Raw genomic sequence first — 24651 nt, 5'->3', positions numbered from 1 at the left:
AGCCTTTCGCGGGTATTGCCCCCTCTGCGCTCGGTCACCGGCCTCAATGCACCGGCAATCGCAGGGTATTCCATGCTGTATTCGCTTCAGGCACTGCGGGCGTTCGCCGCCTGGGTGGTGGTTTGCCACCATTTCATGCAGATTTTCTTCGACTTCCACGCCAGCGGCCCGATCGGCCAACTGCTTACCGACCGGGGCGCCGTGGGCGTCGATATCTTCTTCGTCATCAGTGGGCTGGTGATCTACCTGTCGACCCGTGACAAAACCATCGAACCGCGTCAGTTCCTGCTCAACCGGGTGCTGCGCATCGTGCCGGCGTATTGGTTCTACAGCTTGCTCATGGCGGGCCTGCTGCTGGCGGCCAGCCGCTGGATGCCGCACCAGCAGTTCGACTGGCACCACCTGTTGCTGTCGTTGCTGTTCGTGCCAGCGGAAAACCCTGGGGGGTACGGGCTCTACCCGACCTTGAACGTGGGCTGGACGCTGAATTTCGAGATGTTCTTCTACCTGCTGTTCGGCCTGGCGTTCCTGGTGCGCCAGCGCCATCACCTGTGGCTGGTGAGCGCGGCGCTGTTGCTGGTCAGTGAAGTGCTGGGCCGGCTGGGCGTGCTCAGCCATTTCTACAACAACGACATCATCTATGAATTCCTGCTCGGCATCGGCCTGGGTGTGCTGTATCGCCGGGGCCTGATTCGCGAGGGCGTGTGGATGCCGCTGGCGTTGCTCGGGGTGGCGGGGTACGCCCTCTATCACCTGGACGCTTCCCAACGTCTGTTGCACTGGGGCGTGCCCAGCGCCTTGGTGGTGCTGGCCTTCATTGCCCTGGAACCTTGCTTCAAGGGTAACCAGGTGCTCAAGGCACTGGGCGACTGCTCGTATTCGGTGTACCTGATCCACGTGCTGGTGCTGTATGCCGGCTGGTTTGCCAGCCAGCGGCTGCACTTGAACCCGTATCTGGTGTTTGCCCTGTGCGTGCCGTCCATTGGACTAATGTCCTGGTTCAGCTACCAGTGGCTGGAGCGTGGCTTGTACCGGCGAATGCAGGCCTGGCTGGCGGCCCCACGGGGGCAGGCCCCGGCTTACGTGCTTTCCCGAGTCAAATACTAGGACTTTGTGCCGGGGCCAGGTTGGCGTACACTTGGCCGCAAGTCTGTGAGGAACTTACATGAGCGCTATAACCATTACCGACGCCGCCCATGATTACCTGGCCGATCTGCTCTCCAAGCAGAATACGCCCGGCATCGGCATTCGCATTTTCATCACCCAGCCAGGCACCCAGTACGCAGAGACGTGCATTGCCTACTGCAAGCCGGGCGAAGAGAAGCCCGACGACACCGCCGTGGGTCTGAAGAGCTTCACCGCTTACCTCGATGCGGTCAGCGTGCCCTTCCTTGAAGACGCGCTGGTCGACTACGCCACCGACCGCATGGGCGGCCAGCTGACCATCAAGGCGCCAAACGCCAAGGTGCCGATGGTCAACGAGGACAGCCCGATCAACGAGCGTATCAACTACTACCTGCAGACCGAGATCAACCCCGGTCTGGCCAGCCATGGCGGCCAGGTGAGCCTGGTGGACGTGGTCGACGACGGCATTGCCGTGCTGCAGTTCGGCGGCGGTTGCCAAGGCTGCGGCCAGGCTGACGTGACGTTGAAGGAAGGCATCGAGCGCACCCTGCTCGAGCGCATTCCCGAGCTCAAAGGTGTGCGTGACGTGACTGACCACACCCAGAAGGAAAACGCGTACTACTGACGAGTACGCGTCCTTAGCAACAAACTGTTACGGATTCAACCCCTGCGACAACAGGCCGCAGCCCGTATTCAAAGGGCTGCAGGCCAACACCGCCTTCATCGGGTAGAAGCACTTGGGGTGTCATGTAAGAATGCCCCGGTTTTTCGACCGGCCCCTCCCTGGGTCGGCACCTTTCCTGTGAAGGATGGCCTGTAAAGGATGGTTCCATGAATGATCTGTATACCCGGCGCGCGGTTGTCGCTGGGATGGGCGTTCTCGGGCTTGGCCTGCTGGCCGGCTGCAGCCCGGCCCGGGGTCTCGAGTTCAAGTACGGCAAGAACATGAGCAACGAAATCCTTGGGCGCAAGTTCAACCTCAAGGACCCCCAAGGCAACCCGCGTACCCTGTCGAGCTTCTACGGCAGCATGCCGATGATCTTCTTCGGCTTCACCCAGTGCCCGGCGGTCTGCCCGACCACGCTGGCGCGCGCGGCGCAAATCAGGCAAATGCTCAAGGGCCGTGACCGTGACCTGTTCCAGGTGGTGTTCATCACCCTGGACCCGGAGCGCGACACCCCCGAAGTGCTCGATGCCTACGTCAAGGCGTTCGACCCGTCGTTCACCGCCCTGACCGGTACCCCTGAGGAAATCGCCGAGGTGGCCAAGGAATTCAAGGTGTTCTACGAGAAGGTCCCGGCCGGTGACACCTACACCATCTCTCATTCGTCCACCAGCTACGTCTACGACACACGTGGCACTCTGCGCCTGAGCCTGGGCCATTCCCTGAACGCCAAGGAATGCGCCGAAGACCTGGTCACCCTGATGGAGATTTGCTAATGGCTGTTTCACTGCAACCGTTCAAGCGCGGCCTGGCCGCTATCGCCCTGCTGGGGCTTGCCCTGCCAGCGTTGGCCGAGACCACCGTGAGTGATGCCTGGGTCCGTGCCAGCGTGCCGCACCAGCAGTCCACCGGTGCCTTCATGACCTTGACTGCCAGCAGCGACAGCAAGCTGGTAGGGGTCGAGTCGCCAGTGGCCAAGACCGTGCAGGTGCATGAAATGACCATGAACGGTGATGTGATGGGCATGCGTGAGGTCAAGGCGGTCGAGTTGCCGGCTGGCAAGGCGGTAACCCTGGACCCGAATGGCTTGCACGTCATGCTGATGGGCTTGAAGCAGCAGGTGAAGGAGGGTGAACAGGTGCCTCTGACCCTGCTCATCGAAGACGCCAAGGGTGGCAAGCAAACGCTGCAGGTGCAGGCGCCGGTGCGCCCGCTCAACGCCGAGGCTGGCGGTGGGCATGACCACATGCACATGAACCACTGAAATACCGGGGGCCGCATAGCGGCCCCAGTTCATTCAGCTGCGAAAGCGTGGCAGCGGCCTGTCCAGGGTCAGCGAGGTCAAGGTCTTGCGTACCTGGGCTTCGTCGGCCTCCAGGGCCTTGAGGCTCGCGCGAATCTTGCCGGCGACGGGCACATCGCCCTGCCGGTCGATCCAGTCGGCGATCTCCTTGCAAGCACTGCTCAGGCAGGCCTGACGCTGGTTCATCAGCGATATGAGGGTGGTGAGCTCTCTTTCGGACATGGCAGGATCCTCCAATTCAGCCCTGTCAGTGTAGCAGTGCCTGACCCGTTTGCCCGGCCAGTTCCGCGGCCTGCCTAGCTGTGCAGGCAGGCCTGTCGATAGGCCCCCGGCGTCACGCCATAGGCCTGCTTGAACTGCCGGCTCAGGTGGCTTTGGTCAGCGAAGCCCAGGCTGAATGCCACCTCGGACGCCGCCAGGCCGCTTTTCAAGAATTCCCGGGCTCGGGCCAGGCGCCGTTGCTTGAGCCAGGCATGCGGCGGCAAGCCGGTGGCCTGGCGAAACACCCGGGCGAAGTGGAAGGGCGACAGGTTGACCGCAGCCGCCAGGGCTTCAAGCGAGGGCGGGTCGGCCAATTGGCTCTCCAGCAATTCGCGCGCACGCGCCACCGCCAGGGGCTCGAGGCCGGGTGCTGATGGCTCGGCGCACTGCCCGTGGCGTTGCACCAAGGCCAGCACGGCATGGCGCCAGGCGGTCTGCTGCTCCAACGCACTGGCAGCCGATTCGGACAGCTGGTGCAACTGGCTGAAGGCCAGCGCCAGGGCCGGGTCCTGGATCACACTGTCCTTGAAGCTGGGCATGCCGTGCCGGCCGAGCTCCAGCTCCTCCAGCACGCCGGTGACCCGTTCATGTTCCGGGTAGAAGCCGCGATAGCGCCAACCGGCTTCATGGGCAGTGGCGCCGGTGTGCAGCTCGTCGGGGTTGATCAGCACCATGCTGCCGACCGGGGCCAGGTGCTCGCTGCCACGATGCCAGAAGCGCTGGGCGCCGGACTCGATCACGGTGAACACATAGCCTTCGTGCACGTGCGGGGCGAAGCGTTGCTGAAAGTACCGCGCGTGCAGCATCTCGACGTCGCCCAGCGCCGGCGCCTGCCACAGGTGTGTCTGTTCACGCAGGGGCGTGGTCATGCCAGCCAGCTGCGCAGGAGGAAGAAGATCAACATGCTCACCAACATGCTCAGCAACACGCTGCGGGTCAACAGCACCAGGGCGACGGCCACCACTGAGCCCAGCAGATACGGGTTGAGCAGGCTCAGGTTCAGGTGATGGTCAGGCATGAAGATGATCGGCCCGCAGATGGCGGTGAGCATGCCCGGCACCGCAAACCCGAGAAACTGCCGGGCGTTGGAGCTCAGGCGCAAAGGCAGGCGCGGTTCGAGAAACGCATAGCGGTTGAGGAACACGATGGCGCCCATGGCGAATATCAGTAACCAAGTCATGCACGGCCTCCAAAGCACTTCTGGCAAACGAAACCGGCGCTCATGCCGAGCAGGCCTGCCGCCACCAAGGCGGTTTCCCAGTGCCAGGCACTGAACAGCACCGAGCAGAACAGCGAAACGGCCACACACACTACCGTTGCGAGGTTGCGCACCAGGGGCGCGATCAGGGCGACGAAGGTGGCGACAATGGAAAAGTCCAGGCCCAACTGATCGAGGTGCGGAATGTTCTGGCCAAGGACGATGCCGGCCAGGGTAAACAGGTTCCAGGCGACATAGAAGGTCAGGCCCACGCCCAGCGCGTACCAGCGGTTGAACTGTTGCTGGTCGTAATGGCTGGTCAGGGCAAAGAATTCGTCGGTCAGCAAAAAGCCCAGGCCCAACCGCCAGCGCAGTGGCTGGTTCGACAGCACGGGGCGCATGGACAGGCCGTACAACAGGTGCTGCGAGGTCAGCAGCAAGGTGGTGAGCAGGATCGACGCCAGGTTGGCGCCGCCCTTGAGCATGCCAATCGCCACCAGTTGCGCGGCACCGGCAAAGACGATAGCCGACAGGCCCTGACCTTCCCAGGCACTGAGGTTGGCTTCAATGGCCATGGACCCGGCCAAAAGGCCCCAGGGGGCCACGGCCAGGGACAGCGGGAGGATGGCGATGGCGCCACGCAGAAAGGCTTGGCGGGCAATGTGTGGGCTGTGGGGCATGGTGGCTGCAACGCGTGTACTCGGTTGCGCAGCATGCCAGAGTGGTAATGGCGATGGCTTGAACGATCTTGCTGGTTTGGGCCCTGTTCGGGCTCAAGGGCGTTAGCGATGGCTGGCCAATCCGTGTTGCGCTGTCACGCACCCGTTGATGTCCACGGCCTTCTGCAGCAAGGTCTGACGCTGTTGCGAGTCCAGGTCTGCCAGCAGCCGGTACACCTCGGCCTGGTAGTCGCGCTGACGCCCCCACTGCATTTCCAGGCCCTGCGGCTGGCTGCGGCTACAGGCCAGTCGCGTGGCAGGTTGCGGGTAGTAGGGGGCGTACTGGGTGGCCATGCTCGGGATCGCCTCCAGTGCAGCGCGATACTCCACGCTGGCGTTGTAGGGCGGGCACCAGGTGGCGATGGCCGGTGCCGGAGCCGCGAAGCCTTGCTTGAGGCTGGCTACCAGCAAAGGGCAGGCCGCGTCGGGGATCTGCCCGGCGGGCAAATAGGTCATGTAGTAGAGCGCCAGCCGGTACTGCGCCACCGGGTGGCCCAGCGCCACTGACTTTTTCAGCAGTGCCACGGCGGTAGGCAACGTGTGGGCAAGGGCCTGGCCCTGACGGGTGAGTTCCGGGTCGCTGCCCAGGGCAGTGCGCAGTGAACTGGCGCTGTCATCTTGGCTGTCGGCCTGTTCCAGCAGCGGCAGGGCCTGGCGGTAGAGCAGGTCGGCATGAGGGTCGATGCGCACGTCAAGCGCTTGCGCAGCCAACGGCATCAGGGCGATCAACAGCGGGGGCAGGATGACCGCGCGACTCACAGGCATGCCTCGTGAAAAGCGCAGTCACGGCAGGCGGCCAGTTGTTGATGGACGGCTTCGATGTTCATGACAGGTACAGGTGCGCCTCAGGCGGATCGGAACGACGACGTATTCTAGCCACCCAAGGGCCCTCGCCGAAAGACCAGCAGGCAACTGTCAGACGAGCTTGATGGGCGTGACCTTGCGCTGAGCGTGTTTTTCCTGGGCCAGGCCCAGCTTGGCGGTAATGACCTTGGCCAGGGCATTGTTGCCCAGGTCGTTGAGGTGCAGGCGGTCGACGAACAGGTCGGCGCCGAATACCGGCGAGCTGCTGAGCATGCTGTTCATGTCGTAACAGGGTACCGGGTCGGCCTGGCTTTTGATGCGGCGAAAGAAGGCCATGTGCAACTGGCTGTCAAAGACCCCGTCGAGCAGGCGGTCGAAGTTGGCCGGCTGTTGCTCCAGCGCCGTCAGCATGGCCTGCTCACCCTCAGGCAGGGTTTCGCGGCACCAGGGCAGCAGTGGCTGGAGTATGAAGGTGAGGGTGGCATGGCTGTCTGCCAGCAGACGCTCCCATTGGCGCAAGGTGCGGCCGATGGTGTCGGCCGCGCGGGCCAGTCGCTTTTCAGGGGGCGATAATGGCCTGGCGACAGGCGCTACGGGCGGGCGCGTGGTCAAGGCTTGGCCAAGCCGTCGCCAGAGCGATTGCGGGCGCGGGGCCACAGCAGGCGGCATGCCGTCGCTGTAGCTGTTCAGCGTGTCGCGCAGGGCCGTGGCGTGAAGCGGGTCGTGGGGGCTGGCGAGGACTTCGCCAAGGGCTTCATGGGCCAGTGTATTGAGGCCGCTGAGCACCACCACATGGCCCAATTGGCCGAGCCGATGCTGGTGGGTGAGGAACAGCAGCAGCTCCTGGCCGGCATTGAGCCCGCAGCCGGCCAGGTTCAGCCAGACTTCCCCGGTCAGCATCGACAAATGTGAAGCCACCGTATGTTCGTCGCAGCTGGCGCCGATACCCAAGGCGGTAGAGCCCCCCACCAGCAAGTTGATGCGCGGCGCCGCGCCGCGCTCGGCCGCCGAGAAACGCTTGCCCGCACAATGGCTGTAGCGCAGGCCAAGGGCATCGGTGTTGATAGTGCCGGAGCGATAACCGCGCTCGTGCACCTGCAGGGTGTGTGGCGCACGGTGGTTGCCGAGTAACAGAAAGCGCTGGTAGTCCTGTTGCAGCGGCGAAGGAGGGCCCGGGACAGGCGTGCTGGTGTCGGTCGATCTCATGGGCACTCCTTCGCGTTGTTGCTGGCTCAGGCCGCCAGTTCCTTGAGGTTGTAAAGCAGGCCGCCCGCTGCGATCAGCAACAGGGCGACGCCCGAAGCCAGGCTGATCAGGCGGTTGCTGCGTTGCGAGGCGATCTTGCCGATGGCGAAGATGTACAGGCTGAGCACGGCGAAATCGATGGCCACCCACAGCAGCGACAGCACCACCATGCTCTTGCCGAACGACTCGGTGATCTGGATGAACTGGGGGAAAAAGGCGATGAAGAAGATGATGTCCTTGGGGTTGGAGATGCCCACCATGAAGCCTTGCAGCAGGCCGCCGCGCCCAGGCCCCTGTGTCTCGTTCGCCGCGTCCGACGCCGGCGCCTGCAGGGCTTCCTTGAGGGTGCACACGGCGATGTAGCCGATGAACAGGCAGCCCATCAGGCTCATGCCGCTGAGCCAGGCCTTGTCGATGGCCGCGCTGGTCAGGATGATCCAGGCTGCCGCGCCTATCAGTACCAGGGACGCCCAGTTGGTACCCACGGCGGTGAACATGGCCTTGCGCGAGCCGGAGGCGGCAGCAGTGTTGACGATCAGTGCTACCACCGGGCCAGGGGTGGCGATCAGCAGCAGCACGGTCAGTGCATAGGTGGCGGTCAGTGCGGTATTCACGGTCAATTCTCGATCAGTGTGTCGGCGGGTACATGGGCGTGGAACGGGCAGCGTGACGGGTTGAGCGAACCTGCCTCCTGCAGTTGGTACTGCTTCCACTCGTAGTTGTCGGCATCGCCGAAAGCGCCAAGGGTGTCGGGCATGACGCCGTCGTTATAGTGGGCCACGCGCTCGCGGATGCGGGCACGAATACGCTTGCCACTTTCAGTGCTGGCGTTGGCCACTTCGTCGAAGTTCTCCCGGGGGTTGATGACGAAGGTGATGTGCGGGCCCAGGTTGCGGCTTTTCATTTGCCGGTGGCCCGGGAAGTTCATGTTGATGAACAGCGGCATGCCGGCGTAGCAGAACGACCAGCCGTTATCGTCCGGGTCGGAGGGTATGGCCTGCGGCCATGGATGTGGGTCGCGGGCATGGACCCCACGCAGCACCTTCCAGGCCAAGGCCTGTTGCTCGGCGAGGGTGTAGTCGCCAGGGGTTTCGAGAAACACCACCAGTGGGCTGCCGATGCGCTGCTTGAGCGGAATCGGTGCGATGGTGCGCACATAGTCGGCCAGGCCCTGAGCGATGTCATCGGCCAGCTGCTCGGCGCGGGCGAAGAGGATGTGGCAGGTCTCGCTGGCGACCGCCTTGCGCCCGAACAGGCACGGAAAGTCGGGGCTGGCGAGAATGCCGCGAAAATGCTGTATGGTTTTGTACGTCCAATGCTGCGTGTTCCGGACATGTTCAGTGGCCAGCTCTAGCGCATCCAGGCGATAGCAGTTTCCATAACCCGTAAACATGATTTCCCCAGGTTTCCAATTAAGTAACGTTCCAGGCATATGCAGGCAGAATCTTGGTTATCTTTATTATTTACATGCATTTTCTGAGACGGACTTAACGTTGTAAAACGCGTGGAACTATGACCTACTATTAGTCTTACTCATGCTTCGGACGTCGCCATGTCGGAACGGATTCAGGCTCTGCACGCCTTGCGTGCTTTCGAGGTGGCCTCTCGTTATGGCTCCTTTACCCGTGCGGCGGAGGAGCTGGCACTGACCCAAGGGGCAGTCAGCCACCACATCAAGACCCTTGAGGCCATGTTCGGCTGCGACCTGTTCGAGCGCCGTGGCCCGAAACTGAGCCTGACCGAGCACGGTCGCCTGTTGTCCCAGGAGCTCAAGGTCGGCTTCAAGATCATCGAGAATGCCTGCGCGTTGCTGCGTCAGGACCGCTACGGCCTGCGCCTCAAGGCCCCGTCCACGCTTACCATGCGCTGGCTGCTCAGGGCACTGGACGGGTTCAAGAAGAACGACGACAGCTGCAGCGTGCAACTGTCGAGCGTGTGGATGGACATCGACAGCGTGGATTTCTATTCCGAACCCTACGACTGCGCCATCCTGCTGGCCAACGGGCGTTTCCCCGCCGACGTCGAGAGCTTCAAACTGTTCGATGAATGGCTGATCCCGGTCTGCCACCCCGACTACATGGCACAACCGCAGCCCGACCTGGGCGACCTGCGCCAATGCGAGTTCCTTCACCCGTCCCCGGACCGACGCGATTGGCGGCGTTGGCTGGCGCGCATGGATGCGCTGGACATCAGCATCGACCAAGGGCAGGTGTTCGACACTCTCGACCAGGGCATCTCGGCGGCTCAGCAAGGGTTGGGCATCTCGGTGGTGGACCTGGTGCTGGCCACGACCGATCTTTCGGCAGGGCGCCTGGTCACACCGTTCAAGTACGCGGTAGCCACGGGCGACGGCTATTACATGACCTGGCTCAAATCCAGCCCCAAGGCCCGGCAGATGCACAAGCTGCGTGATTTTCTGTTCGGCCAGGTACCGCCGCTGGCCTACAAGGACATCAACTACTTGTATGGCTGAGGGCCGCCAGGCAATACCCGTTCGAGCATGAAGTCGATGAACACTCGCAGCTTGGGCGGCACGTGGCGCCCCGACGGCCACAGCAGGTAGAAGCTGCCACGCCGTTCCATGAAACTCTCGAGCACGCTCACCAGTGTGCCTGCGGCCAATTCGCGGCGCACGCTGAAGTCCGGCAGGCAGGTGATGCCGCGGTGGTTTAGGGCAAAGCAGATGCGCGTCTCGACGTGGTTGCACACCATCGAAATGGGGATGTCATAGCCTTGGTCGGGGTGCTCCTGGCGCAGCGGCCAGACCTCCAGCTTGCCGTTGCTGGGGAAGCGGTAGTGTAGGCAGGCGTGTGTGCTCAAGTCACGCGGGTGGCTGGGCGTGCCGCGCTCGCGCAAGTATTCGGGTGATGCCACCAGGCGGTGCTGGAAGTGGCCGAGGAATTTGGCATTGAGGCGTGAGTCCAGCGGCTGGCCACCCCGCATGACCACATCGAAACCCTCTCCGACGATATCCACCATGCGGTCGGTGAACTCCAGGTCCAGCTCAACCTGGGGGTACAGCGCCATGAACTCGGCCAACGCCGGCATCACCAGCCCGGTGACCTGGGGCAGGCTCACGCGCAGGCGGCCGCGCGGGGTTTCGCTGGCCTGGGACAGCGCCTGCTCGGTCGCTTCGATTTCCGCCAGGATGCGCCGGCTGCGCTCTAGAAACAGCGTGCCTTCGGCGGTCAGGGTGATGCTGCGCGTGCTGCGATGGAACAGGCGCACACCCAGGCGACTTTCCAGCCGTGCCACGCGCTTGCCCACGGCCGAGGCAGTGATGCCCAGTGACTGACCGGCAGCGACGAAGCTGCGGGTTTCGGCAACCCGGTTGAAGACCACGAAGCCGCTGAGACTGTCCATGACATGTTCCTGATTGCGGACATTGATGTCCGGGGTGAGCGGCATTGTAACCGTCTTTTTCCGTAATGCCGCCGCCGTGCACACTGTCGCCCTCGATTTCCACTTCAAGGCACCCTGCAATGTCCCAGATATCTTGCGCACCGCCATTGGTTGAGCGCGCCGAGCGCCTGCCCCTGAGTGGCCTGCTGGCGCTGGCCATGACCGGCTTTATCGCCATCCTCAGCGAAACCCTGCCTGCCGGTTTGCTGGACCAGATCGCCGGTGGCATGCACATCAGCCAGGCCATGGCCGGGCAATGGGTTACGGCCTATGCACTCGGTTCGTTGTTGACTGCCATTCCCTTGGTGACCCTGACCCAGGGCTGGTATCGCCGTCGCGCTTTGCTGCTGGCGATCGGCGGCTTTGTGCTGTTCAACGGCTTGACGGTGTTGTCGTCGTCCAACGCTCTTACCCTGGTGCTGCGCTTTTTCACCGGTGCCGCTGCCGGCCTGGCCTGGGGGCTGATCGCCGGCCATGCCCGGCGCATGGTACCGGTGGCCTTGCAGGGGCGGGCGATGGCCGTGGCCATGCTTGGGCAGCCGATAGCGTTGTCCCTCGGGTTGCCTATTGGTACCTGGCTTGGGGCAATGCTGGGGTGGCGTGCCACCTTCGTCGTGGTCACCCTGGTGGCGCTGTTGCTGGTGGTCTGGGTATTGCGCGCGGTTCCGGATTACCCGGGGCAGGTAGCCGGCAAGCGCCCTGCGGCGTTGCAGGTGTTGCGCACACCGGGCGTGGCGCGGGTGCTGCTGGTGATCCTGGCCTGGGTCCTGGGCCACAACATCCTCTATACCTACATCGTGCCGCTGTTGGCGGCGGCGGGGATGGCCGCCGAGATTGGCCAGGTGTTGATGGTGTTCGGCCTATCGGCGCTGGCGGGCATCGGGCTGGTCGGGTTGTTGGTCGATCGGCATCTGCGCAAGCTGGTGCTGCTGAGCCTCGCCGGGTTTGCCGTGGCCACGCTGGTGCTGGGGCAGGCGTCTTCGTGGGCGATGTACCTGAGCATTGCGCTGTGGGGCGTGACGTACGGCGGCGCGCCAACGCTGTTGCAGACGGCCTGTGCGGATGCGGCGGGCGAGGGCGGTGATGTGGCGCAATCGATGCTGGTGACGGTGTGGAACAGTGCGATTGCGTTGGGGGGGATTATTGGCGGTTTGCTGCTGACCGGGGCCGGTGTCGCGTGGTTTGCGCCAGTGGCGTTGCTGTTGATCGGCTTGGCGTGGCTGCTGGCGTGGGCAGGGCGGCGTAGCGGGTTCGTCGCCGGTTCCCGCTGAAAACAGCGCTGAGTTGCCCCGGCAAGACATGCAAAGCCACAGGCTGCCCTGCAAAGGGTAGAATCGTCACTTCAGGCACAACAGACAACCAGAGGTCGACGCGGTGGATTTGCAGCAGGGCTTTGTCCTGACCCGGCATTGGCATGACACACCCGAAGGCACGTGCGTGGAGTTCTGGCTGGCTACCGATCAGGGGCCGCGGCAATTGCGCCTGGCGCCACAGGTGTCGGTGGCGTTCCTCCCCCAGGCGCAAGCCGAGCATGCTCGCGTGCTGTTGGCCAACGAGCCGGGCGTCGAGCTCAAACCCTTGCAACTGCGTGACTTCGATCAGCGCCCGGTGCTGGGCCTGTACTGCCGCCAGCATCGCCAGTTGATGCAGGTGGAGCAACGCCTGCGCAACGCCGGCGTTGAGGTGTACGAGGCGGACATCCGCCCACCCGAGCGCTATCTCATGGAGCGCTTCATTACCGCCCCCGTGCAGTTCACCGGCCAACCCGACGGCCACGGCGTGCTCTGCGATGCCCAGCTCAAGCCCCTGCCGGACTATCGCCCGCCACTGCGCCTGGTGTCGCTGGATATCGAAACCAGCCAGCGCGGTGAGCTCTACAGTATTGCCCTCGAAGGCTGCGGCCAGCGCCAGGTGTACATGCTTGGCCCGGCAAACGGCGACAGCAGCGCCGTGGACTTCGACCTGCATTACTGCGACGACCCTGCCGCGCTGCTCGCGTGCCTCAACCAATGGATGGCCCGGCACGATCCGGATGCGATCATCGGCTGGAACCTGGTGCAGTTCGACCTGCGCCTGTTGCACGAACACGCCAAGCAATTGCAGGTGCCTTTGGCCCTGGGGCGCAACGGCGCGCCCATGACCCTGCGCGCTCACGCCAGCGGCGGTCACGTATTCGCCGATGCCCCCGGGCGGCTGCTGATCGACGGTATCGAAGCCTTGCGTTCGGCCACCTGGAGCTTCCCTTCGTTCAGCCTGGAAAACGTGGCACAAACGCTGCTGGGCGAGGGCAAGGCCATCAGCACACCTTATCAGCGCATGGACGAAATCAACCGCATGTTCGCCGAGGACAAACCGTCGCTGGCACGCTACAACCTCAAGGACTGCGAACTGGTCACGCGCATCTTCGCCCATACCCGCCTACTCGAATTCCTGCTTGAGCGTGCCAGCGTCACGGGGTTGGCCGTGGACCGAAGCGGTGGCTCGGTGGCGGCGTTCTGCCATTTGTACATGCCTCAGATGCACCGCCTGGGCTTTGTCGCGCCTAACCTCGGCAGCCGCCCCGACGAGGCCAGCCCCGGTGGCTTCGTGATGGACTCACGCCCCGGTCTCTACGATTCGGTGCTGGTGCTGGACTACAAAAGCCTGTACCCCTCGATCATCCGCACCTTTCTGATCGACCCGGTCGGCCTGGCCGAAGGCCTGCGCCAGCCCGATGACCAGCACTCGGTGGCCGGCTTTCGCGGCGCTCGCTTCTCCCGTAGCCGGCACTGCCTGCCAGCCATCGTCGAGCGTGTGTGGCAGGGCAGGGAGGCGGCCAAGCGCGCGGGTAACGCGCCGCTGTCGCAGGCACTGAAAATCATCATGAATGCCTTCTACGGTGTACTGGGTTCCAGCGGCTGCCGCTTCTTTGACCCGCGCCTGGCGTCGTCGATCACCCTGCGCGGCCACCAGATCATGCGCCAGACCCGTGAATTGATCGAAGCGCGTGGTTTTGATGTGATCTACGGCGATACCGACTCCACCTTCGTCTGGCTCAAGGGCGCCCATGACGAAGACGCCGCCGCGCGCATCGGCCGTGAGTTGGTGGCAGAAGTGAACCTGTGGTGGCGCCAGCACCTGCACGATTCGATGGGGCTGGACAGCGCCCTGGAGTTGCAGTTCGAAACCCATTACCGACGCTTCCTGATGCCCACCATTCGCGGCACCGAAGAGGGCAGCAAAAAGCGTTACGCCGGCCTGGTACAGTGCGCCGACGGCAGTGAACAGATGGTGTACAAGGGCCTGGAGTCGGTGCGCACCGACTGGTCGCCGCTGGCGCGGGAGTTCCAGCAGGCGCTGTACGGGCGTATCTTCCGCGGCCAACCGTACCGCGACTACGTGCGCCAGTACGTGCAACAGACCCTGGCCGGTGAACTGGATGAGCTGATGGTCTACCGCAAGCGCTTGCGCCGCCCGCTGGCCGACTACCAGCGAAACGTACCGCCGCACGTGCGTGCGGCGCGCCTGGCCGACGCGTACAACAGCCGCCTCGGCCGTCCACGGCAGTACCAGAACGGTGGCTGGATCAGCTACTTGATCACCACTGCCGGCCCTGAACCCTTGGAGAACCTGCAGGCGCCCATCGACTACGAGCACTACCTGAGCCGCCAACTGCAGCCGGTGGCCGATGCCATCCTGCCCTTTGTCGGTGATGATTTCGCGGCGTTGACGGGCAGCCAGTTAGCGTTGTTCTAAGTGCGGGCATTAGCTATCTAATGCCTCGACCAACCTCTTCTGCCTAGGCTGGCCTCTTCACTGAACAGGAGGCTTTGAGCATGGGCACTACCGTGGGCAATGATGTTGAGTCAGGCTTGCCGCATCTGGACACGCTGCAGCGCGACAGCGAGGCGTTTCAGGATGACATCATTGGCCAGCGCTTGCCCCGCTGGCTGCGCCAGGCGCCGGTTGAGCAGCTGCCGGAGATCAGTCGCGCACTGGCCAAGAGCCTTGAGTGCCGTCAGCAACTGGGCGCGCTGCTGGCGCGCATCGACGGGATCGATCATTTCGTCGTATCAGCGCTGCAGAACGCGCTCACCGAGCGCTATGGCGTCACGGGCAATCCACGCCGGCTGACGTTTCTCGAAGGGCGCCGTGAGCCGGTAATCAACGCTCAACCCGTTGGGGCCCACCTCACCGAGGTGGTGTACGAAGAAAAACCATTGCTCGAGGTGGTACTGCGTAACTTCACTGCCGAACAGGCCAGCACGGGCGGCCAGCCTGTCGGCAACCGGCTGCTGGTACCGCGTGCAGGCACCCACAACCTCCCCACCGCCATCGCTTTTGCCGCATTGTGCCGCGAGCTGGACCTGGGCGAGGGCTATCAGCGTCATCTGGATGCCATCCTCAAGCCCGACGAGAACCCAAAACGCATCGAGTCGCTGCTGGTCGATGCAATCCGCTATGCCATGTTGGTGGACGGGTACAAGGCCAGGCAAGAAGAGGTGCTCGATGCCAGCGACCTGAAACTGTTGGTGAGCATGTGCCTTGAGGGCAAGCTGTTGCGCCTGGCAGGTGACCTGGTGGTGGCCAGGCAACTGAGGCTGCTCGGGTGCGCCATTGAGCAGGTCGTGGTGCTCGAAGTGATCGATCAAGGGCCCCTGTTCAACACTACCCGGCGGTTGTTGATGCATGTGCCGGGTGACCCGGTGGCGGCCTGGAGTGCATTCGACAGCCTCGATGACCTTAACCGCGCGCTGGGCCATCGCCTGCGCCTCAAGACGTATCAACGGTTCTTCAGCCGTTTCGTGCTCAGGCGCGACAGCCAGGCATTTTTCGCCAGGGTAGTGCCGGCTTTTGACGACCTTCCAGACTGGGCCAGTTTTGACCTGAAACCGTATTTGCAGGCGTATCCGTCACCGCTGTTCAACAGCCTGGCGCAGGCGCGCATCCGCCAGATCAAGGAGGACGCAGCGATGATCGCGGTGCCGGTGGCTCGGCTTGATCGCGAGCTTCAGCGTGCCCATGACGAACGGCTGGCCGCAGAAGGGTGGGCGCTGCTCAACCTGGCGTCGTTCTTTGCACCGGGCTTGGGGCTGGTCGTGCTCGCGGTGACCGTATGGGAGTTGCTGGGCGAGGTCTACCACGCTATCGAGGCCCTGCATGACGGTGACACCCAACAGGCACTTGATCACCTGACCAACGTCGCCACCGACCTTGCAATTGTCGCGGCCACGGCGGCGGGCGTCTCGCTGACCAAGCGGCTGTGGGCACGTTCGGCGGTGGTCGATGCGATGGTGCCTGCGCGGCTTGAAGACGGTAGCACCAAGCTCTGGCAGCAGGACCTGGCAGCGTATCGCAGCATCGCGCCGAGCAGTGCGGCGGCCCAGGATGCCTTGGGTATTCGGCGCTACGGTGGCCAGGCCTGGGTCGAAATGGACGGGCATCACTACCCTGTGGTCGAGCCGGCTGGCGATGGCCAATGGCAACTTCGCCCACGCGGTGGCAACGGGCCTGCGCTACGCCACAACGGCGCTGGCGCCTGGCGGGTATGGACCGAGCAGCCCGCGCAATGGGACGACACCTACCGCATGTTCCGCCGTCTTGGCGCACCGCTGGACAGCATGAGTGACGAGCAGATCGACCAGGTGCTGGGCTTTCATGAGCTCAACGCCGATCACCTGCGGGCGCTGCATATTTACGGGCGTGCGCCGGAGCCGGGGATGCTCGACAGCGCCGAGCGCTCCAGGCTTGACTGGCGGATCCGCCAGGTGGTCAGCCATTTGCGCGCGGGTGAGCAGGTTGAGGATTTCACCGTGCTCCAGCATGCCCGGCGCCTGCAAGGTGCCTCCGATGCGTCAGACCAGGCGTTGGCCGAACTGGCATGGGCCCAGCGCAGGCACTTGCTGGGGCACTTGTATGAGGCCGTGCAGCCCAGCGACACGCCCGGTTCTGTCTTGCTGCGCAAGGTGTTTCCGGGGCTGCATTCGCGTGCCGCACGAGCGCTGCTGGCGGCTGCCAACGGGGATGATCGGCGGCGGTTGATGCAAAGCGGTCGCGTGCCATTGAACCTGGCCGAAGCGGCCAGGCGCAGTGTCTCGGACATCCGCAGGGTTCGAGTGCTTGAAGCGTTGACCCTGGATACCCCACAGAACGCCGACCTGGCACGAGTGGTACTGGGGTTGCTCAAGTACCTGCCTGGCGCTGACCAAGGTGTACGCTGGCGTCTTTTCGAAGGCCAGCGCGGTGGGCCACTGCTGTCATCGGTTGAGGAGGGCACTCACGGTTTCGATCTCTTGCACCAGCATGGCGCCTTCCAATTGCTCGATTCGCAAGGCGTACCGCAAGGTCAGACCGGCGAGTTGTTCGAGGTGATGACTGCTGCCTATGCACCGCATCAGCGCGCGGCCATGCAGGTGAACGAGCCTTTCGCCCATAACCTGAGGGTCACGCTGGCGCGTGAGGCCATGCGACGGCACGCTGAAGTCGAAGGCCTGCTGGGTGTACAGCGCCTGGGCTTTTTCCGGCTACCGCAGCGTTTGGCTGATGGCCGTTTGGGCTACCCCTTGGGCGGCAGCAACTCGGGTGGCCCTGGACGGCCCGAGCGGGCGCTGGGGGCGATGGTGCGTGACCTGTTTCCGTCGTTCAGTGATGAGCAGGTGGCGGTATGGGCCGACAATGTGCGGCGCTCGGGTCGGCAGCTGGATGCGGTACTGGCCGCGCTGCGCACAGAGTACAGGGCGCTGCGCAACAGCCTGGACGCATGGGTTGGGGAGGCCGTAGGTGAAACCAGGGAGGACCGGGCCTGCTTGCGCGACACGCTGATCGATTGTTGGCAGCGCACCACCGACGCCGGGCAAACCCACCTCAACACCGACCACAACTATCGCATGGTCTTGTACAACATGAACCCTGAAGGGCTGCCGGAAATACCGGCCCAGGTCAGCTTTGCTCATGTTTCCGATCTGTCCCTGCTGCGCTTGGAACTTCGAGACGCTCCTGCGAGTTTCCTGCTCGCCTTCTCGCACCTGAGCATGCTGGACCTGGGCGGGAACCTCCTGACTCAATTGCCGCAGCCCTTGTTGCAGCTACCGTACTTGCGTCAGCTTACCCTGACCAACAACCGAATCGTGTTGAGCACCAGCCAGGCGGCTACCTTGGCAAGCGCCACAAACTTGGAGTACATCGACCTGTCCCACAACCCATTGGGGCGCACCTTTACCCTGAGTGGGTTGACTAGGCTGCGCTGGTTGAACTTGCGCAACACTGGCCTGACGCATTTTCCCCATGGTATGGCCAGCCGTTCAAACCTGGTTCTCATGGATATGCGTGAAAACCGCATTACCCAGATCCCCCACTGGTTCTATCAACTGCCGCCCGGGGTTCGGCGGCGCACCCGGTTGGCCGGCAATCCGCTGGAAGGCGACGAGCTGGTGCGTCTGCAGGCTTCGTTCATGGCACCTCTCGTGCCGCTGGACGAGGCCTTGCTGCGAGAACAGTTTGTCCGTAGCCGGGAGGTTTGGGGGGATGCTATCGGTCCGCAGCACCGTGGCCTGCTGATCGCTGCATGGGAGGCGGTAGATGTAGGCGAGCCTGCAGAGCGTTTCTTTCGCGTGCTGCAGCAGTTGCTGCAGTCTGCGGATTTTCACATCAATCCCCAGGCACTCTCGCAGCGGGTACTGGCTGTGCTGCAGGCGATGTCCAAGGAACCCGCTCTGCGTCAGGCATTGTTGGACATCGCCAACGACGAGTGGGGTTGTCAGGATGGCGCTACCTGGTGCCTCAGCAACCTTGAGTTGAATGTGCTGGTGTGGCAAGCCCGTGCGGATGCGCAAGGTAATACGGAGCATGCCTTGCTGGCGTTGGGGCGGCGTTTGTGGCGTCTGGATGAAGTCGACCGCCTTGCCGTGCGCGACATTCTTGATCGCGGTGGCAACCCGGATGAAAGCGAGGTGGGGCTCGCCTATCGCCTTGGATTGCGTGATCGTCTGGGCTTGCCCATTCAAGTGGGAGACATGAGTTTTCGGCCACTGGCAGGGGTGACTGAAGCGCACCTTGCACGGGTCGAAGCGCAAGTGCTTGAGGCCGAGACGCAAGAGCAGGTCGCCCGTTCGCTGGTGGACCGGACCTTCTGGCAGGCGCACCTGGAACGCACTCACCCGGAACGTTTCGCGCAAGTCGACAGGCCGTTCCGGCGCCGGCTCGACAGCGTACTCGATGATGAGGCGCTGACCGACGAGACCAGACAGGCACAGTCCGATGCCATTCTTGGCGAACAGCGCGCAGCACGGCGGGGGCTGATGCTCGACATGACGCTGGCGGCACTCGAAGCCGGGCCCACGGATGCGGGTATCGATGTGTAATGGCCCCGACTGGCAGGGCACAGCCGTCTCTGCAGCGGCTTTGGACTATGCTCAGTGACAGGGCGGCGTGTTCGGTAAAGGCCGTCATCCTGTTCTGACGCATGGCTGGAAATTGCCCGTTACTTTTCCCTGACACACCGAGTGTTTGAAGTGGTTTAGGCTCCAGGTCGGATTTTTCTCCGTGATCTGCAGTCATTGGTTTATCGAGATATTAAGGAGATGTGTATGCTCGTTCGGTCACTGACCCTCGCCACCTTGCTCGCCGTCACCAGCCCACTGTTCGCCGCAGACAGCGACGCGCCTTTGGCCAAGGAGTTGGGCAAGGCACGGCCTTTGGTGATCATCGCCCCCAGTACAGCCGACCCGACACTGCGCGGGTTGAATAAAGCACTGGAAGACCCTGCCATTCAGGCGGCCTTCAAGGAGCGCAGCCTGGTGCTGTACAGCGTGGCCAAAATGGTGGGCAAGCGCGAGGACAAGAACCTCGAGCAGCAGACCACCATGGCCCTGATCCGCGAGCTCAAGCTCGGCGCGAGCGCGGGTACCAAGGTGATCCTGGTGGGCAAGGACGGTGAACGGCACATGCTCAAGGATGACGCGACCGGCGAGCCGATCGACCCGCAGGCCATCCTCAAGGCGGTCGATGAACTGCCGGCGAGCGAGAAGGCCGTGACGGCGCCGGAGCCTGTCGCGGCAGCGCCTGAAGCCAAGGGCAAGGACAGCAAACCGGCCAAACCGGTCAAGCCAGCTGCACCGCCCAAACCGCTGGAGGACTGATCGCCTTCGCCCGCTCCCTGGCCGCAGGGGCGGGCGCTTTGTATCGCACTGTATCCTGCACGGCTGCAGACCCATTTCTGTACAAAATTCGGACATCGGCGATACATCCCCGACACACCCACGCGGCCTAATGGCTCCACACCCCAACCACAGTGGAGCAACATCATGACTCATGCACGGAACACCCTCGGCCTGCTCGGCGCCGCACTGCTCGGCAGCATGGCCTTTGGCAGCAGCGCGTTCGCTGTCGAGCCCCTGTCCCAGGGTTATCAACTGGCTTCGGCTAAGGTTGCCGGCGAGGGCAAATGTGGCGAAGGCAAGTGCGGGGGCAGCAACAAGGCCAGCCAAGGTGAAGGCAAATGCGGTGGCGACAAGAAGGCCAGCGAGGGCGAAGGTAAATGCGGTGAAGGTAAATGTGGCGCCGCTGGCAAGGCGGGTGATGCCAAGGTGACCGGTAAGTCCTGACTTCAATCTTTGAAATGCCACAACGCCCCGCCTGCTGGTCAGGTGGGGCGTTGTGCATGTTGCGGAGACTTATCGATGACTACCTCTCGCTTGTTTACAGGCCTTGGCCTGCGCCGTGGCCTGATGCCCGAGTTGTTGACCCTTGAAGAGGGCGCAGTGGACTTTCTCGAATGTGCGCCGGAAAACTGGATCGCTGTCGGCGGTGCCTATGGCCGAGGCCTGGCGCAACTGACCGAACGCTTTGCCCTGGCCTGCCACGGCCTGTCCCTGTCCCTTGGCGGCAGCCTGCCGCTTGATCGGAGCTTTCTGGACCAGACCCGTGACTTCCTCGATCGCTACCAGGTACGCCTGTACAGCGAACACTTGAGTTACTGCAGCGATGACGGCCACCTTTATGACCTGTTGCCGATGCCTTTCACCGAAGAGGCGGTACATCACGTTGCCGCCAGGATCCGACAGGCCCAGGACCACCTGCAGCGGCGCATCGCCGTGGAAAACATCAGCTACTACGCAGCGCCTTACCAGGCGATGAGCGAGTTGGATTTCATCCGTGCGGTGCTCGACGAGGCTGATTGCGACCTGCTGCTGGACGTCAACAACGTGTTCGTCAACGCGTGCAACCATGCTTACGATGCGCAGGCGTTCCTTCAGGGGCTGCCACAGGCGAGGGTCATCGGCATGCATGTGGCGGGTCACTACGATGAGGCCCCCGACCTCAAGGTCGACACCCACGGAGCACCGGTAAAAGAAGATGTGTGGGCCTTGTTCGCGATGGCCTGCAAGTGTTTCGGTGCCAAGCCGACGGTGCTTGAGCGTGACTTCAATTACCCGCCATTGGCCGAACTGCTCGACGAACTCGCCCGCATGCGTGCTGTGCAGCAGGAGGTGGCGCATGCGCGAAGTGTTGCGTGAACAGCAGTACACACTGGCGCGGCATTTGCGTGATCCGGCCCGGCATGCCCCACCGCCTGGCATCGAAGCGCGCCGCTTGAACGTTTACCGTGAACTGTTCTACGACACCATCGAGGGTCTGTTGGCCGGCAGCTTCCCGGTGATGCGGCAAACCCTGGGCGAGCCGCACTGGCATGCCCGGGTGCGTGATTTTTATGCCAACTACCGCAGCCAGACACCTTTGTTCACCGAAATCGCCGAGACGTTCATCGACTACCTCCAGGGTGTCGAGCTCGATGCTCCGTGGCAGCTGGAGCTCGCCCACTACGAGTGGGTCGAAGCCCAGCTGTACCTGAGCGATGCCCAGGACCCGGCGCATGATCCGCAGGGGGACCTGCTGCAGGGCGAGCCGCTGCTGTCGTGCATGGCCAGGGTGTTGGCTTACCGTTGGCCTGTCGAGCGTATCGGCCCTGGCTATCAGCCGCAGGCGGTGCCTGAGGCGCCCACGTTGCTGCTGGTCTACCGAGATGTCGGGTTGCAGGTGCGCTTCGCCCGTCTGGCGCCCATGGCCTATCGCTTGCTGGCCGAGGTGGGGGGCACGGGGCGGGAGCGCCTGCAAGCACTGGCAGCGGACCAGGGGCAGGGCTTGGCACTGCTGGAAAGCTTGCGCGCGCAAGGGGTTGTTATCGGTACGGTTGCCGGGGCAGGCTGAGGCAGGCAGGGGATAGGGTTGGGGTTACCAACCTATCCTGAATAATCATTTCATTGCTATTCAGCCTCTGGCCGCGAGCCGTGCCCGGAGCCAATGGTCAAGGCTCAGACGGCCGGCGCCCTGGAGCAGCAGTGGCAGCAATGCCACCAAGTAGATCACTGGCAACTTGAAGTTGCCAAAGCCCTGGTCGGTGATCGCATACCCCTGTGCCAGCTCCCCAAGGCCCGACCACTGTGCCGGCCAGTGCACCGCCGCGATGGCCACCACAGTAACGACCATGAGCCCCGCCGAGGCCAGCCGCGTACCCAGGCCAAGCAGCAGAAGCACAGGCAGCACCAATTCGGCCCACATCGAGAGTTGCCAGTTCAGTTCTGCCGGCAGTGCGCTGAAGGGAAACGGCAAGTTCGACTGCAGGTGACCGAACCAGTTGTAGCCGGTGAATTTCTCCCAGCCAGACTCGAAAAACTCCCAGGCCAGAAACAGCCGCAGCGGCAGGTCGGCGCTCCAGCTGCCGATACGGTCGATACGGGTGCACGCGTGGGTGATTGCCGTCATGCTTAGCGGTTTCATCGCTGTAACTCCTGGTGTGCCATTGTGTGGCCAGGAGTGTGTAGCGGTGGCGTATCGGCAGTGTGTCGGTGGATGCGTCAGTGTGTATCGGACTGTAGCTATCGATTGTGTAAGCCAGGAGTAGGGCCTGAACTCACCGCAGCTCGATTTCTGCACACAGTCCGCCGCCCTGGCGATTGCTCAGGGTCAAGCGCCCGCCCATGGCCTGGGTCAATTGCTGAGCGATCGCCAACCCCAGCCCTGTGCCCCCGGTACTGCGGTTGCGCGAGCTTTCTACCCGGTAAAAGGGCTTGAGCACCTCATTGAGCTCATCGTCCGGGATACCGGGGCCGTCATCGAGTACCCGAATTCGGGTGCAGCCCTGTTCACGGCTGACCTCCAGTTGTGCTTTGCCAGCGAACTTGAGGGCATTGTCCACCAGATTGACCAGCACCCTGCGCAGTGCATGTGGGCGGGTTTCCAACAGGCCATCGGCGTTGCCGTGGCGTTCGACCTGGGCGCCGCTGTCCTGGTAATCGAACACCAGGCTGTCGAGGAACGCGCCGAGGTTGATCCGGCACGGGGCCTCGGTGTTGATGTCCATGCTGCGGGCATACGCCACACCTTCGCGTACCAGGTGCTCCATGGCGCTCAGGTCATGCCACAGCTTGTCTTTCTCGACCCCCTCGTCCATCACTTCGACGCGCAGCTTCATGCGGGTGATGGGGGTTTGCAGGTCGTGGGAAATCGCTGCCAGCAGCTGCATGCGCTCCTTGAGGTAGGCCGCGATGCGCGCTTGCAAAGCATTGAAGGCGACGGCGGCGTACTTCACTTCGCGTGGGCCGCTTTCGTCCAGTTGTACACCGGGCTTGTCCGGGTCGAGGTTGTCCACCGCCTGCGACAGGCGGGTGAGCGGGCCGATGGCCAGGCGCACTGCCAGCCAGGTGCACAGCAACAGCAAGGCCAGCTGGATCAGCAGCACCACAGGCAGCCAGCGGGCCACCGGTACGCTTGCCGGGGTGACGTCGAGGGTCAGGGGGGCGCCGTCGGCCAGGGTCAAGTGCACCTGAAAGTGCGCATTCGGGCCTGGGATCTCCTGGAACGTAAGGCGATAGTCGTCGCCGATGGCCTTGACGATCGACTCAGCGGCCATGGGCGGGTCGCTGGTCGGCATCGCCTGGCCTTGCAGGCCCTGGTCAAGGTGGTAGCGGTAGGTGCGCCGTTCCAGGCGTGGCAGCCAGGCAGCGCGTTCGGCTGCGGGCAGGCGGTCGAGGATGGCCACCGACGTGGCGACGTCCTGCTCCAGGTTGCTGAGCATCATCGAACGGCTGCTGATGTAGCGCTCATAGGCTTGCAGGCCGAACGAAAGCCCATAGGCCAGCACCAGGCCCGTGAAGAAGATCAGCGCCAGGCGCGAGGCCAGGGTACGTGGCCATTTCATGAGGGCGACTCGAGCAGTTGCACCGGCAGTGAGAACACATAGCCCTCGCTGCGCACGGTCTTGATGCAGGCAGGTTCGCGGGCGTCGTCCCCCAGGCGCTGGCGCAGGCGGCTGACCAGCAGGTCGATGGAGCGGTCGAAGATGTCCGCCTCGCGGCCCTGGGTCAGGTTGAGCAGTTGTTCGCGGCTGAGTACCCGCTGCGGGTGGTCGAGGAATACCCGCAACAGCCGGTACTCGGCGCCGCTCAGGGCCACCAGGGTATCTTCGCTGTCGAGCAGGTGGCGTGCGGTGGTGTCCAGGCGCCACGGGCCGAAGGCAAGCAGGCGGCTGCTTTCACTGATGGTCAGGTTGGGCGGCAGCATGCGCGTGCGGCGCAGCACGGCATTGATGCGGGCCAGCAGTTCGCGTGCGGAGAACGGTTTGGTCAGGTAGTCGTCGGCGCCCATCTCCAGGCCGATGATGCGGTCGGTTTCATCGTTGCGCGCAGTCAGCATCAGCACCGGCGTGTTGCGGTGCTTGCTGGCGCGCAGTTCACGGCACAGCAACAGGCCATCGTCGCCGGGCATCATGATGTCGAGGACGATCAGGTCGACGCTGTTGGCTTCGAGAAAGGCGCGCATCTGCCGGCCATCGGCGACGATGCTGGTGCGCAGGCCGTTCTTCTTCAGGTAGTTGCCGACCAGTTCGCGGATCTCGCGGTCGTCGTCGACGATCAGGATGTGATCGACGTGTTCCATGCGCAGCGTTCCTGTGTGG

The 24651-nt window shown here is 63.4% G+C and carries 23 protein-coding genes and 1 pseudogene; 12 read left to right on the top strand and 12 right to left on the bottom strand.

Features of this window, described 5'->3' with window-relative positions; genetic code table 11:
• The first annotated feature begins 72 nt into the window (after positions 1–72).
• The 4 genes from LOY26_RS17345 to LOY26_RS17330 all read left to right on the top strand — a co-directional run bounded on the left by LOY26_RS17345 (position 73) and on the right by LOY26_RS17330 (position 3053).
• On the top strand, positions 73–1107 hold the full coding sequence (locus LOY26_RS17345; protein WP_258713928.1) for an acyltransferase: 1035 nt from the start codon (positions 73–75) through the stop codon (positions 1105–1107).
• 58 nt (positions 1108–1165) lie between these two features.
• The gene (gene nfuA / locus LOY26_RS17340) at positions 1166–1750 is read left to right on the top strand and encodes a Fe-S biogenesis protein NfuA (RefSeq protein WP_012271640.1); all 585 of its coding nucleotides are present in this window, start codon (positions 1166–1168) and stop codon (positions 1748–1750) included.
• Positions 1751–1956: 206 nt separating this feature from the next.
• The gene (locus LOY26_RS17335) at positions 1957–2565 is read left to right on the top strand and encodes an SCO family protein (RefSeq protein ID WP_033699010.1); all 609 of its coding nucleotides are present in this window, start codon (positions 1957–1959) and stop codon (positions 2563–2565) included.
• Entirely contained in the window at positions 2565–3053 is a 489-nt protein-coding gene (locus tag LOY26_RS17330) for a copper chaperone PCu(A)C (protein ID WP_186663176.1), read from the top strand. The genes LOY26_RS17335 and LOY26_RS17330 overlap by 1 nt, the downstream gene beginning before the upstream one ends.
• Before the next feature lie 33 nt (positions 3054–3086).
• On the opposite strand, the gene LOY26_RS17325 is transcribed toward LOY26_RS17330, so the two are convergent.
• The 8 genes from LOY26_RS17325 to LOY26_RS17290 form a co-directional block, all read right to left on the bottom strand.
• Entirely contained in the window at positions 3087–3314 is a 228-nt protein-coding gene (locus LOY26_RS17325) for a hypothetical protein (protein ID WP_033699008.1), read from the bottom strand.
• Positions 3315–3388: 74 nt separating this feature from the next.
• Entirely contained in the window at positions 3389–4222 is an 834-nt protein-coding gene (locus tag LOY26_RS17320; protein WP_186654976.1) for an AraC family transcriptional regulator, read from the bottom strand.
• On the bottom strand, positions 4219–4533 hold the full coding sequence (locus LOY26_RS17315) for an AzlD domain-containing protein (RefSeq protein ID WP_047581077.1): 315 nt from the start codon (positions 4531–4533) through the stop codon (positions 4219–4221). Before LOY26_RS17315 ends, LOY26_RS17320 begins: the two co-directional genes overlap by 4 nt.
• Positions 4530–5231 (bottom strand): AzlC family ABC transporter permease, encoded by a 702-nt coding sequence (locus tag LOY26_RS17310; protein ID WP_186663174.1) that lies wholly within the window; start codon positions 5229–5231, stop codon positions 4530–4532. Before LOY26_RS17310 ends, LOY26_RS17315 begins: the two co-directional genes overlap by 4 nt.
• A gap of 102 nt (positions 5232–5333) precedes the next feature.
• Entirely contained in the window at positions 5334–6035 is a 702-nt protein-coding gene (locus LOY26_RS17305; RefSeq protein ID WP_033699001.1) for a hypothetical protein, read from the bottom strand.
• A 150-nt stretch (positions 6036–6185) separates the two neighbouring features.
• Complete coding sequence (locus LOY26_RS17300) at positions 6186–7280, bottom strand: hypothetical protein (protein WP_258713927.1); 1095 nt, start codon at positions 7278–7280, stop codon at positions 6186–6188.
• Positions 7281–7306: 26 nt separating this feature from the next.
• On the bottom strand, positions 7307–7933 hold the full coding sequence (locus LOY26_RS17295) for a LysE family translocator (RefSeq protein WP_033698997.1): 627 nt from the start codon (positions 7931–7933) through the stop codon (positions 7307–7309).
• Positions 7934–7935: 2 nt separating this feature from the next.
• Positions 7936–8712: a YqcI/YcgG family protein gene (locus tag LOY26_RS17290; protein WP_033698995.1), complete on the bottom strand. Its 777-nt coding sequence runs from the start codon at positions 8710–8712 to the stop codon at positions 7936–7938.
• Between the two features lie 159 nt (positions 8713–8871).
• Here LOY26_RS17290 and LOY26_RS17285 point away from each other — a divergent pair, with 159 nt between their 5' ends.
• Entirely contained in the window at positions 8872–9792 is a 921-nt protein-coding gene (locus LOY26_RS17285; RefSeq protein WP_033698993.1) for a LysR substrate-binding domain-containing protein, read from the top strand.
• Here LOY26_RS17285 and LOY26_RS17280 read toward each other — a convergent pair.
• Positions 9777–10682, bottom strand: coding sequence for a LysR family transcriptional regulator (locus LOY26_RS17280; RefSeq protein WP_186654966.1), 906 nt, complete (start codon positions 10680–10682; stop codon positions 9777–9779). The two genes, LOY26_RS17285 and LOY26_RS17280, sit on opposite strands and share 16 nt — an antisense overlap.
• 119 nt (positions 10683–10801) lie before the next feature.
• Here LOY26_RS17280 and LOY26_RS17275 point away from each other — a divergent pair, with 119 nt between their 5' ends.
• From LOY26_RS17275 to LOY26_RS17245, 7 genes and pseudogenes are all read left to right on the top strand, one after another.
• Positions 10802–11992 carry an MFS transporter gene (locus tag LOY26_RS17275; protein ID WP_186654964.1) on the top strand — a complete coding sequence of 397 codons (1191 nt, stop codon included), beginning with the start codon at positions 10802–10804 and terminating at the stop codon, positions 11990–11992.
• A gap of 103 nt (positions 11993–12095) precedes the next feature.
• Positions 12096–14456 (top strand): DNA polymerase II, encoded by a 2361-nt coding sequence (locus LOY26_RS17270; protein WP_258713926.1) that lies wholly within the window; start codon positions 12096–12098, stop codon positions 14454–14456.
• A gap of 80 nt (positions 14457–14536) precedes the next feature.
• The gene (locus LOY26_RS17265) at positions 14537–19060 is read left to right on the top strand and encodes an NEL-type E3 ubiquitin ligase domain-containing protein (RefSeq protein ID WP_258713925.1); all 4524 of its coding nucleotides are present in this window, start codon (positions 14537–14539) and stop codon (positions 19058–19060) included.
• 225 nt (positions 19061–19285) lie between these two features.
• Positions 19286–19837, top strand: coding sequence for a DUF4174 domain-containing protein (locus LOY26_RS17260; RefSeq protein WP_186663171.1), 552 nt, complete (start codon positions 19286–19288; stop codon positions 19835–19837).
• A gap of 165 nt (positions 19838–20002) precedes the next feature.
• Positions 20003–20272, top strand: a pseudogene (locus LOY26_RS17255) (EF-hand domain-containing protein); the annotation flags it as partial.
• A gap of 105 nt (positions 20273–20377) precedes the next feature.
• Entirely contained in the window at positions 20378–21214 is an 837-nt protein-coding gene (locus LOY26_RS17250) for a DUF692 domain-containing protein (RefSeq protein ID WP_186654954.1), read from the top strand.
• On the top strand, positions 21195–21905 hold the full coding sequence (locus tag LOY26_RS17245; RefSeq protein WP_258713924.1) for a DUF2063 domain-containing protein: 711 nt from the start codon (positions 21195–21197) through the stop codon (positions 21903–21905). Before LOY26_RS17250 ends, LOY26_RS17245 begins: the two co-directional genes overlap by 20 nt.
• A gap of 60 nt (positions 21906–21965) precedes the next feature.
• Here the strand turns inward: LOY26_RS17245 and LOY26_RS17240 are convergent, their stop codons facing one another.
• The 3 genes from LOY26_RS17240 to LOY26_RS17230 all read right to left on the bottom strand — a co-directional run bounded on the left by LOY26_RS17240 (position 21966) and on the right by LOY26_RS17230 (position 24632).
• Positions 21966–22460, bottom strand: coding sequence for a DoxX family protein (locus tag LOY26_RS17240; RefSeq protein WP_258714920.1), 495 nt, complete (start codon positions 22458–22460; stop codon positions 21966–21968).
• A gap of 148 nt (positions 22461–22608) precedes the next feature.
• Positions 22609–23895, bottom strand: coding sequence for a HAMP domain-containing sensor histidine kinase (locus LOY26_RS17235; protein WP_258713923.1), 1287 nt, complete (start codon positions 23893–23895; stop codon positions 22609–22611).
• Positions 23892–24632, bottom strand: coding sequence for a response regulator (locus tag LOY26_RS17230; protein WP_033698977.1), 741 nt, complete (start codon positions 24630–24632; stop codon positions 23892–23894). Before LOY26_RS17230 ends, LOY26_RS17235 begins: the two co-directional genes overlap by 4 nt.
• Positions 24633–24651: the final 19 nt, after the last annotated feature.

Source organism: Pseudomonas sp. B21-047 (assembly GCF_024748775.1).
Classification (GTDB): Bacteria; Pseudomonadota; Gammaproteobacteria; order Pseudomonadales; family Pseudomonadaceae; genus Aquipseudomonas; species Aquipseudomonas capeferrum.
Note: the sequence above shows the minus strand (reverse complement) of the source record. Positions and strands in the feature narration are given on the sequence as shown.

Excerpts from the sequence above, each read along its gene's own strand:
- LOY26_RS17290 (WP_033698995.1), bottom strand. The coding sequence starts at position 8,712 with ATGTTTACGGGTTATGGAAACTGCTATCGCCTGGATGCGCTAGAGCTG.
- LOY26_RS17310 (WP_186663174.1), bottom strand. The coding sequence starts at position 5,231 with ATGCCCCACAGCCCACACATTGCCCGCCAAGCCTTTCTGCGTGGCGCC.
- LOY26_RS17245 (WP_258713924.1), top strand. The coding sequence starts at position 21,195 with ATGCGCGAAGTGTTGCGTGAACAGCAGTACACACTGGCGCGGCATTTG.
- nfuA (WP_012271640.1), top strand. The coding sequence starts at position 1,166 with ATGAGCGCTATAACCATTACCGACGCCGCCCATGATTACCTGGCCGAT.
- LOY26_RS17330 (WP_186663176.1), top strand. The coding sequence starts at position 2,565 with ATGGCTGTTTCACTGCAACCGTTCAAGCGCGGCCTGGCCGCTATCGCC.
- LOY26_RS17280 (WP_186654966.1), bottom strand. The coding sequence starts at position 10,682 with ATGGACAGTCTCAGCGGCTTCGTGGTCTTCAACCGGGTTGCCGAAACC.
- LOY26_RS17325 (WP_033699008.1), bottom strand. The coding sequence starts at position 3,314 with ATGTCCGAAAGAGAGCTCACCACCCTCATATCGCTGATGAACCAGCGT.
- LOY26_RS17260 (WP_186663171.1), top strand. The coding sequence starts at position 19,286 with ATGCTCGTTCGGTCACTGACCCTCGCCACCTTGCTCGCCGTCACCAGC.
- LOY26_RS17265 (WP_258713925.1), top strand. The coding sequence starts at position 14,537 with ATGGGCACTACCGTGGGCAATGATGTTGAGTCAGGCTTGCCGCATCTG.
- LOY26_RS17345 (WP_258713928.1), top strand. The coding sequence starts at position 73 with ATGCTGTATTCGCTTCAGGCACTGCGGGCGTTCGCCGCCTGGGTGGTG.
- LOY26_RS17275 (WP_186654964.1), top strand. The coding sequence starts at position 10,802 with ATGTCCCAGATATCTTGCGCACCGCCATTGGTTGAGCGCGCCGAGCGC.
- LOY26_RS17335 (WP_033699010.1), top strand. The coding sequence starts at position 1,957 with ATGAATGATCTGTATACCCGGCGCGCGGTTGTCGCTGGGATGGGCGTT.
- LOY26_RS17320 (WP_186654976.1), bottom strand. The coding sequence starts at position 4,222 with ATGACCACGCCCCTGCGTGAACAGACACACCTGTGGCAGGCGCCGGCG.
- LOY26_RS17240 (WP_258714920.1), bottom strand. The coding sequence starts at position 22,460 with ATGACGGCAATCACCCACGCGTGCACCCGTATCGACCGTATCGGCAGC.
- LOY26_RS17250 (WP_186654954.1), top strand. The coding sequence starts at position 20,378 with ATGACTACCTCTCGCTTGTTTACAGGCCTTGGCCTGCGCCGTGGCCTG.
- LOY26_RS17315 (WP_047581077.1), bottom strand. The coding sequence starts at position 4,533 with ATGACTTGGTTACTGATATTCGCCATGGGCGCCATCGTGTTCCTCAAC.
- LOY26_RS17300 (WP_258713927.1), bottom strand. The coding sequence starts at position 7,280 with ATGAGATCGACCGACACCAGCACGCCTGTCCCGGGCCCTCCTTCGCCG.
- LOY26_RS17230 (WP_033698977.1), bottom strand. The coding sequence starts at position 24,632 with ATGGAACACGTCGATCACATCCTGATCGTCGACGACGACCGCGAGATC.
- LOY26_RS17235 (WP_258713923.1), bottom strand. The coding sequence starts at position 23,895 with ATGAAATGGCCACGTACCCTGGCCTCGCGCCTGGCGCTGATCTTCTTC.
- LOY26_RS17305 (WP_033699001.1), bottom strand. The coding sequence starts at position 6,035 with ATGCCTGTGAGTCGCGCGGTCATCCTGCCCCCGCTGTTGATCGCCCTG.
- LOY26_RS17285 (WP_033698993.1), top strand. The coding sequence starts at position 8,872 with ATGTCGGAACGGATTCAGGCTCTGCACGCCTTGCGTGCTTTCGAGGTG.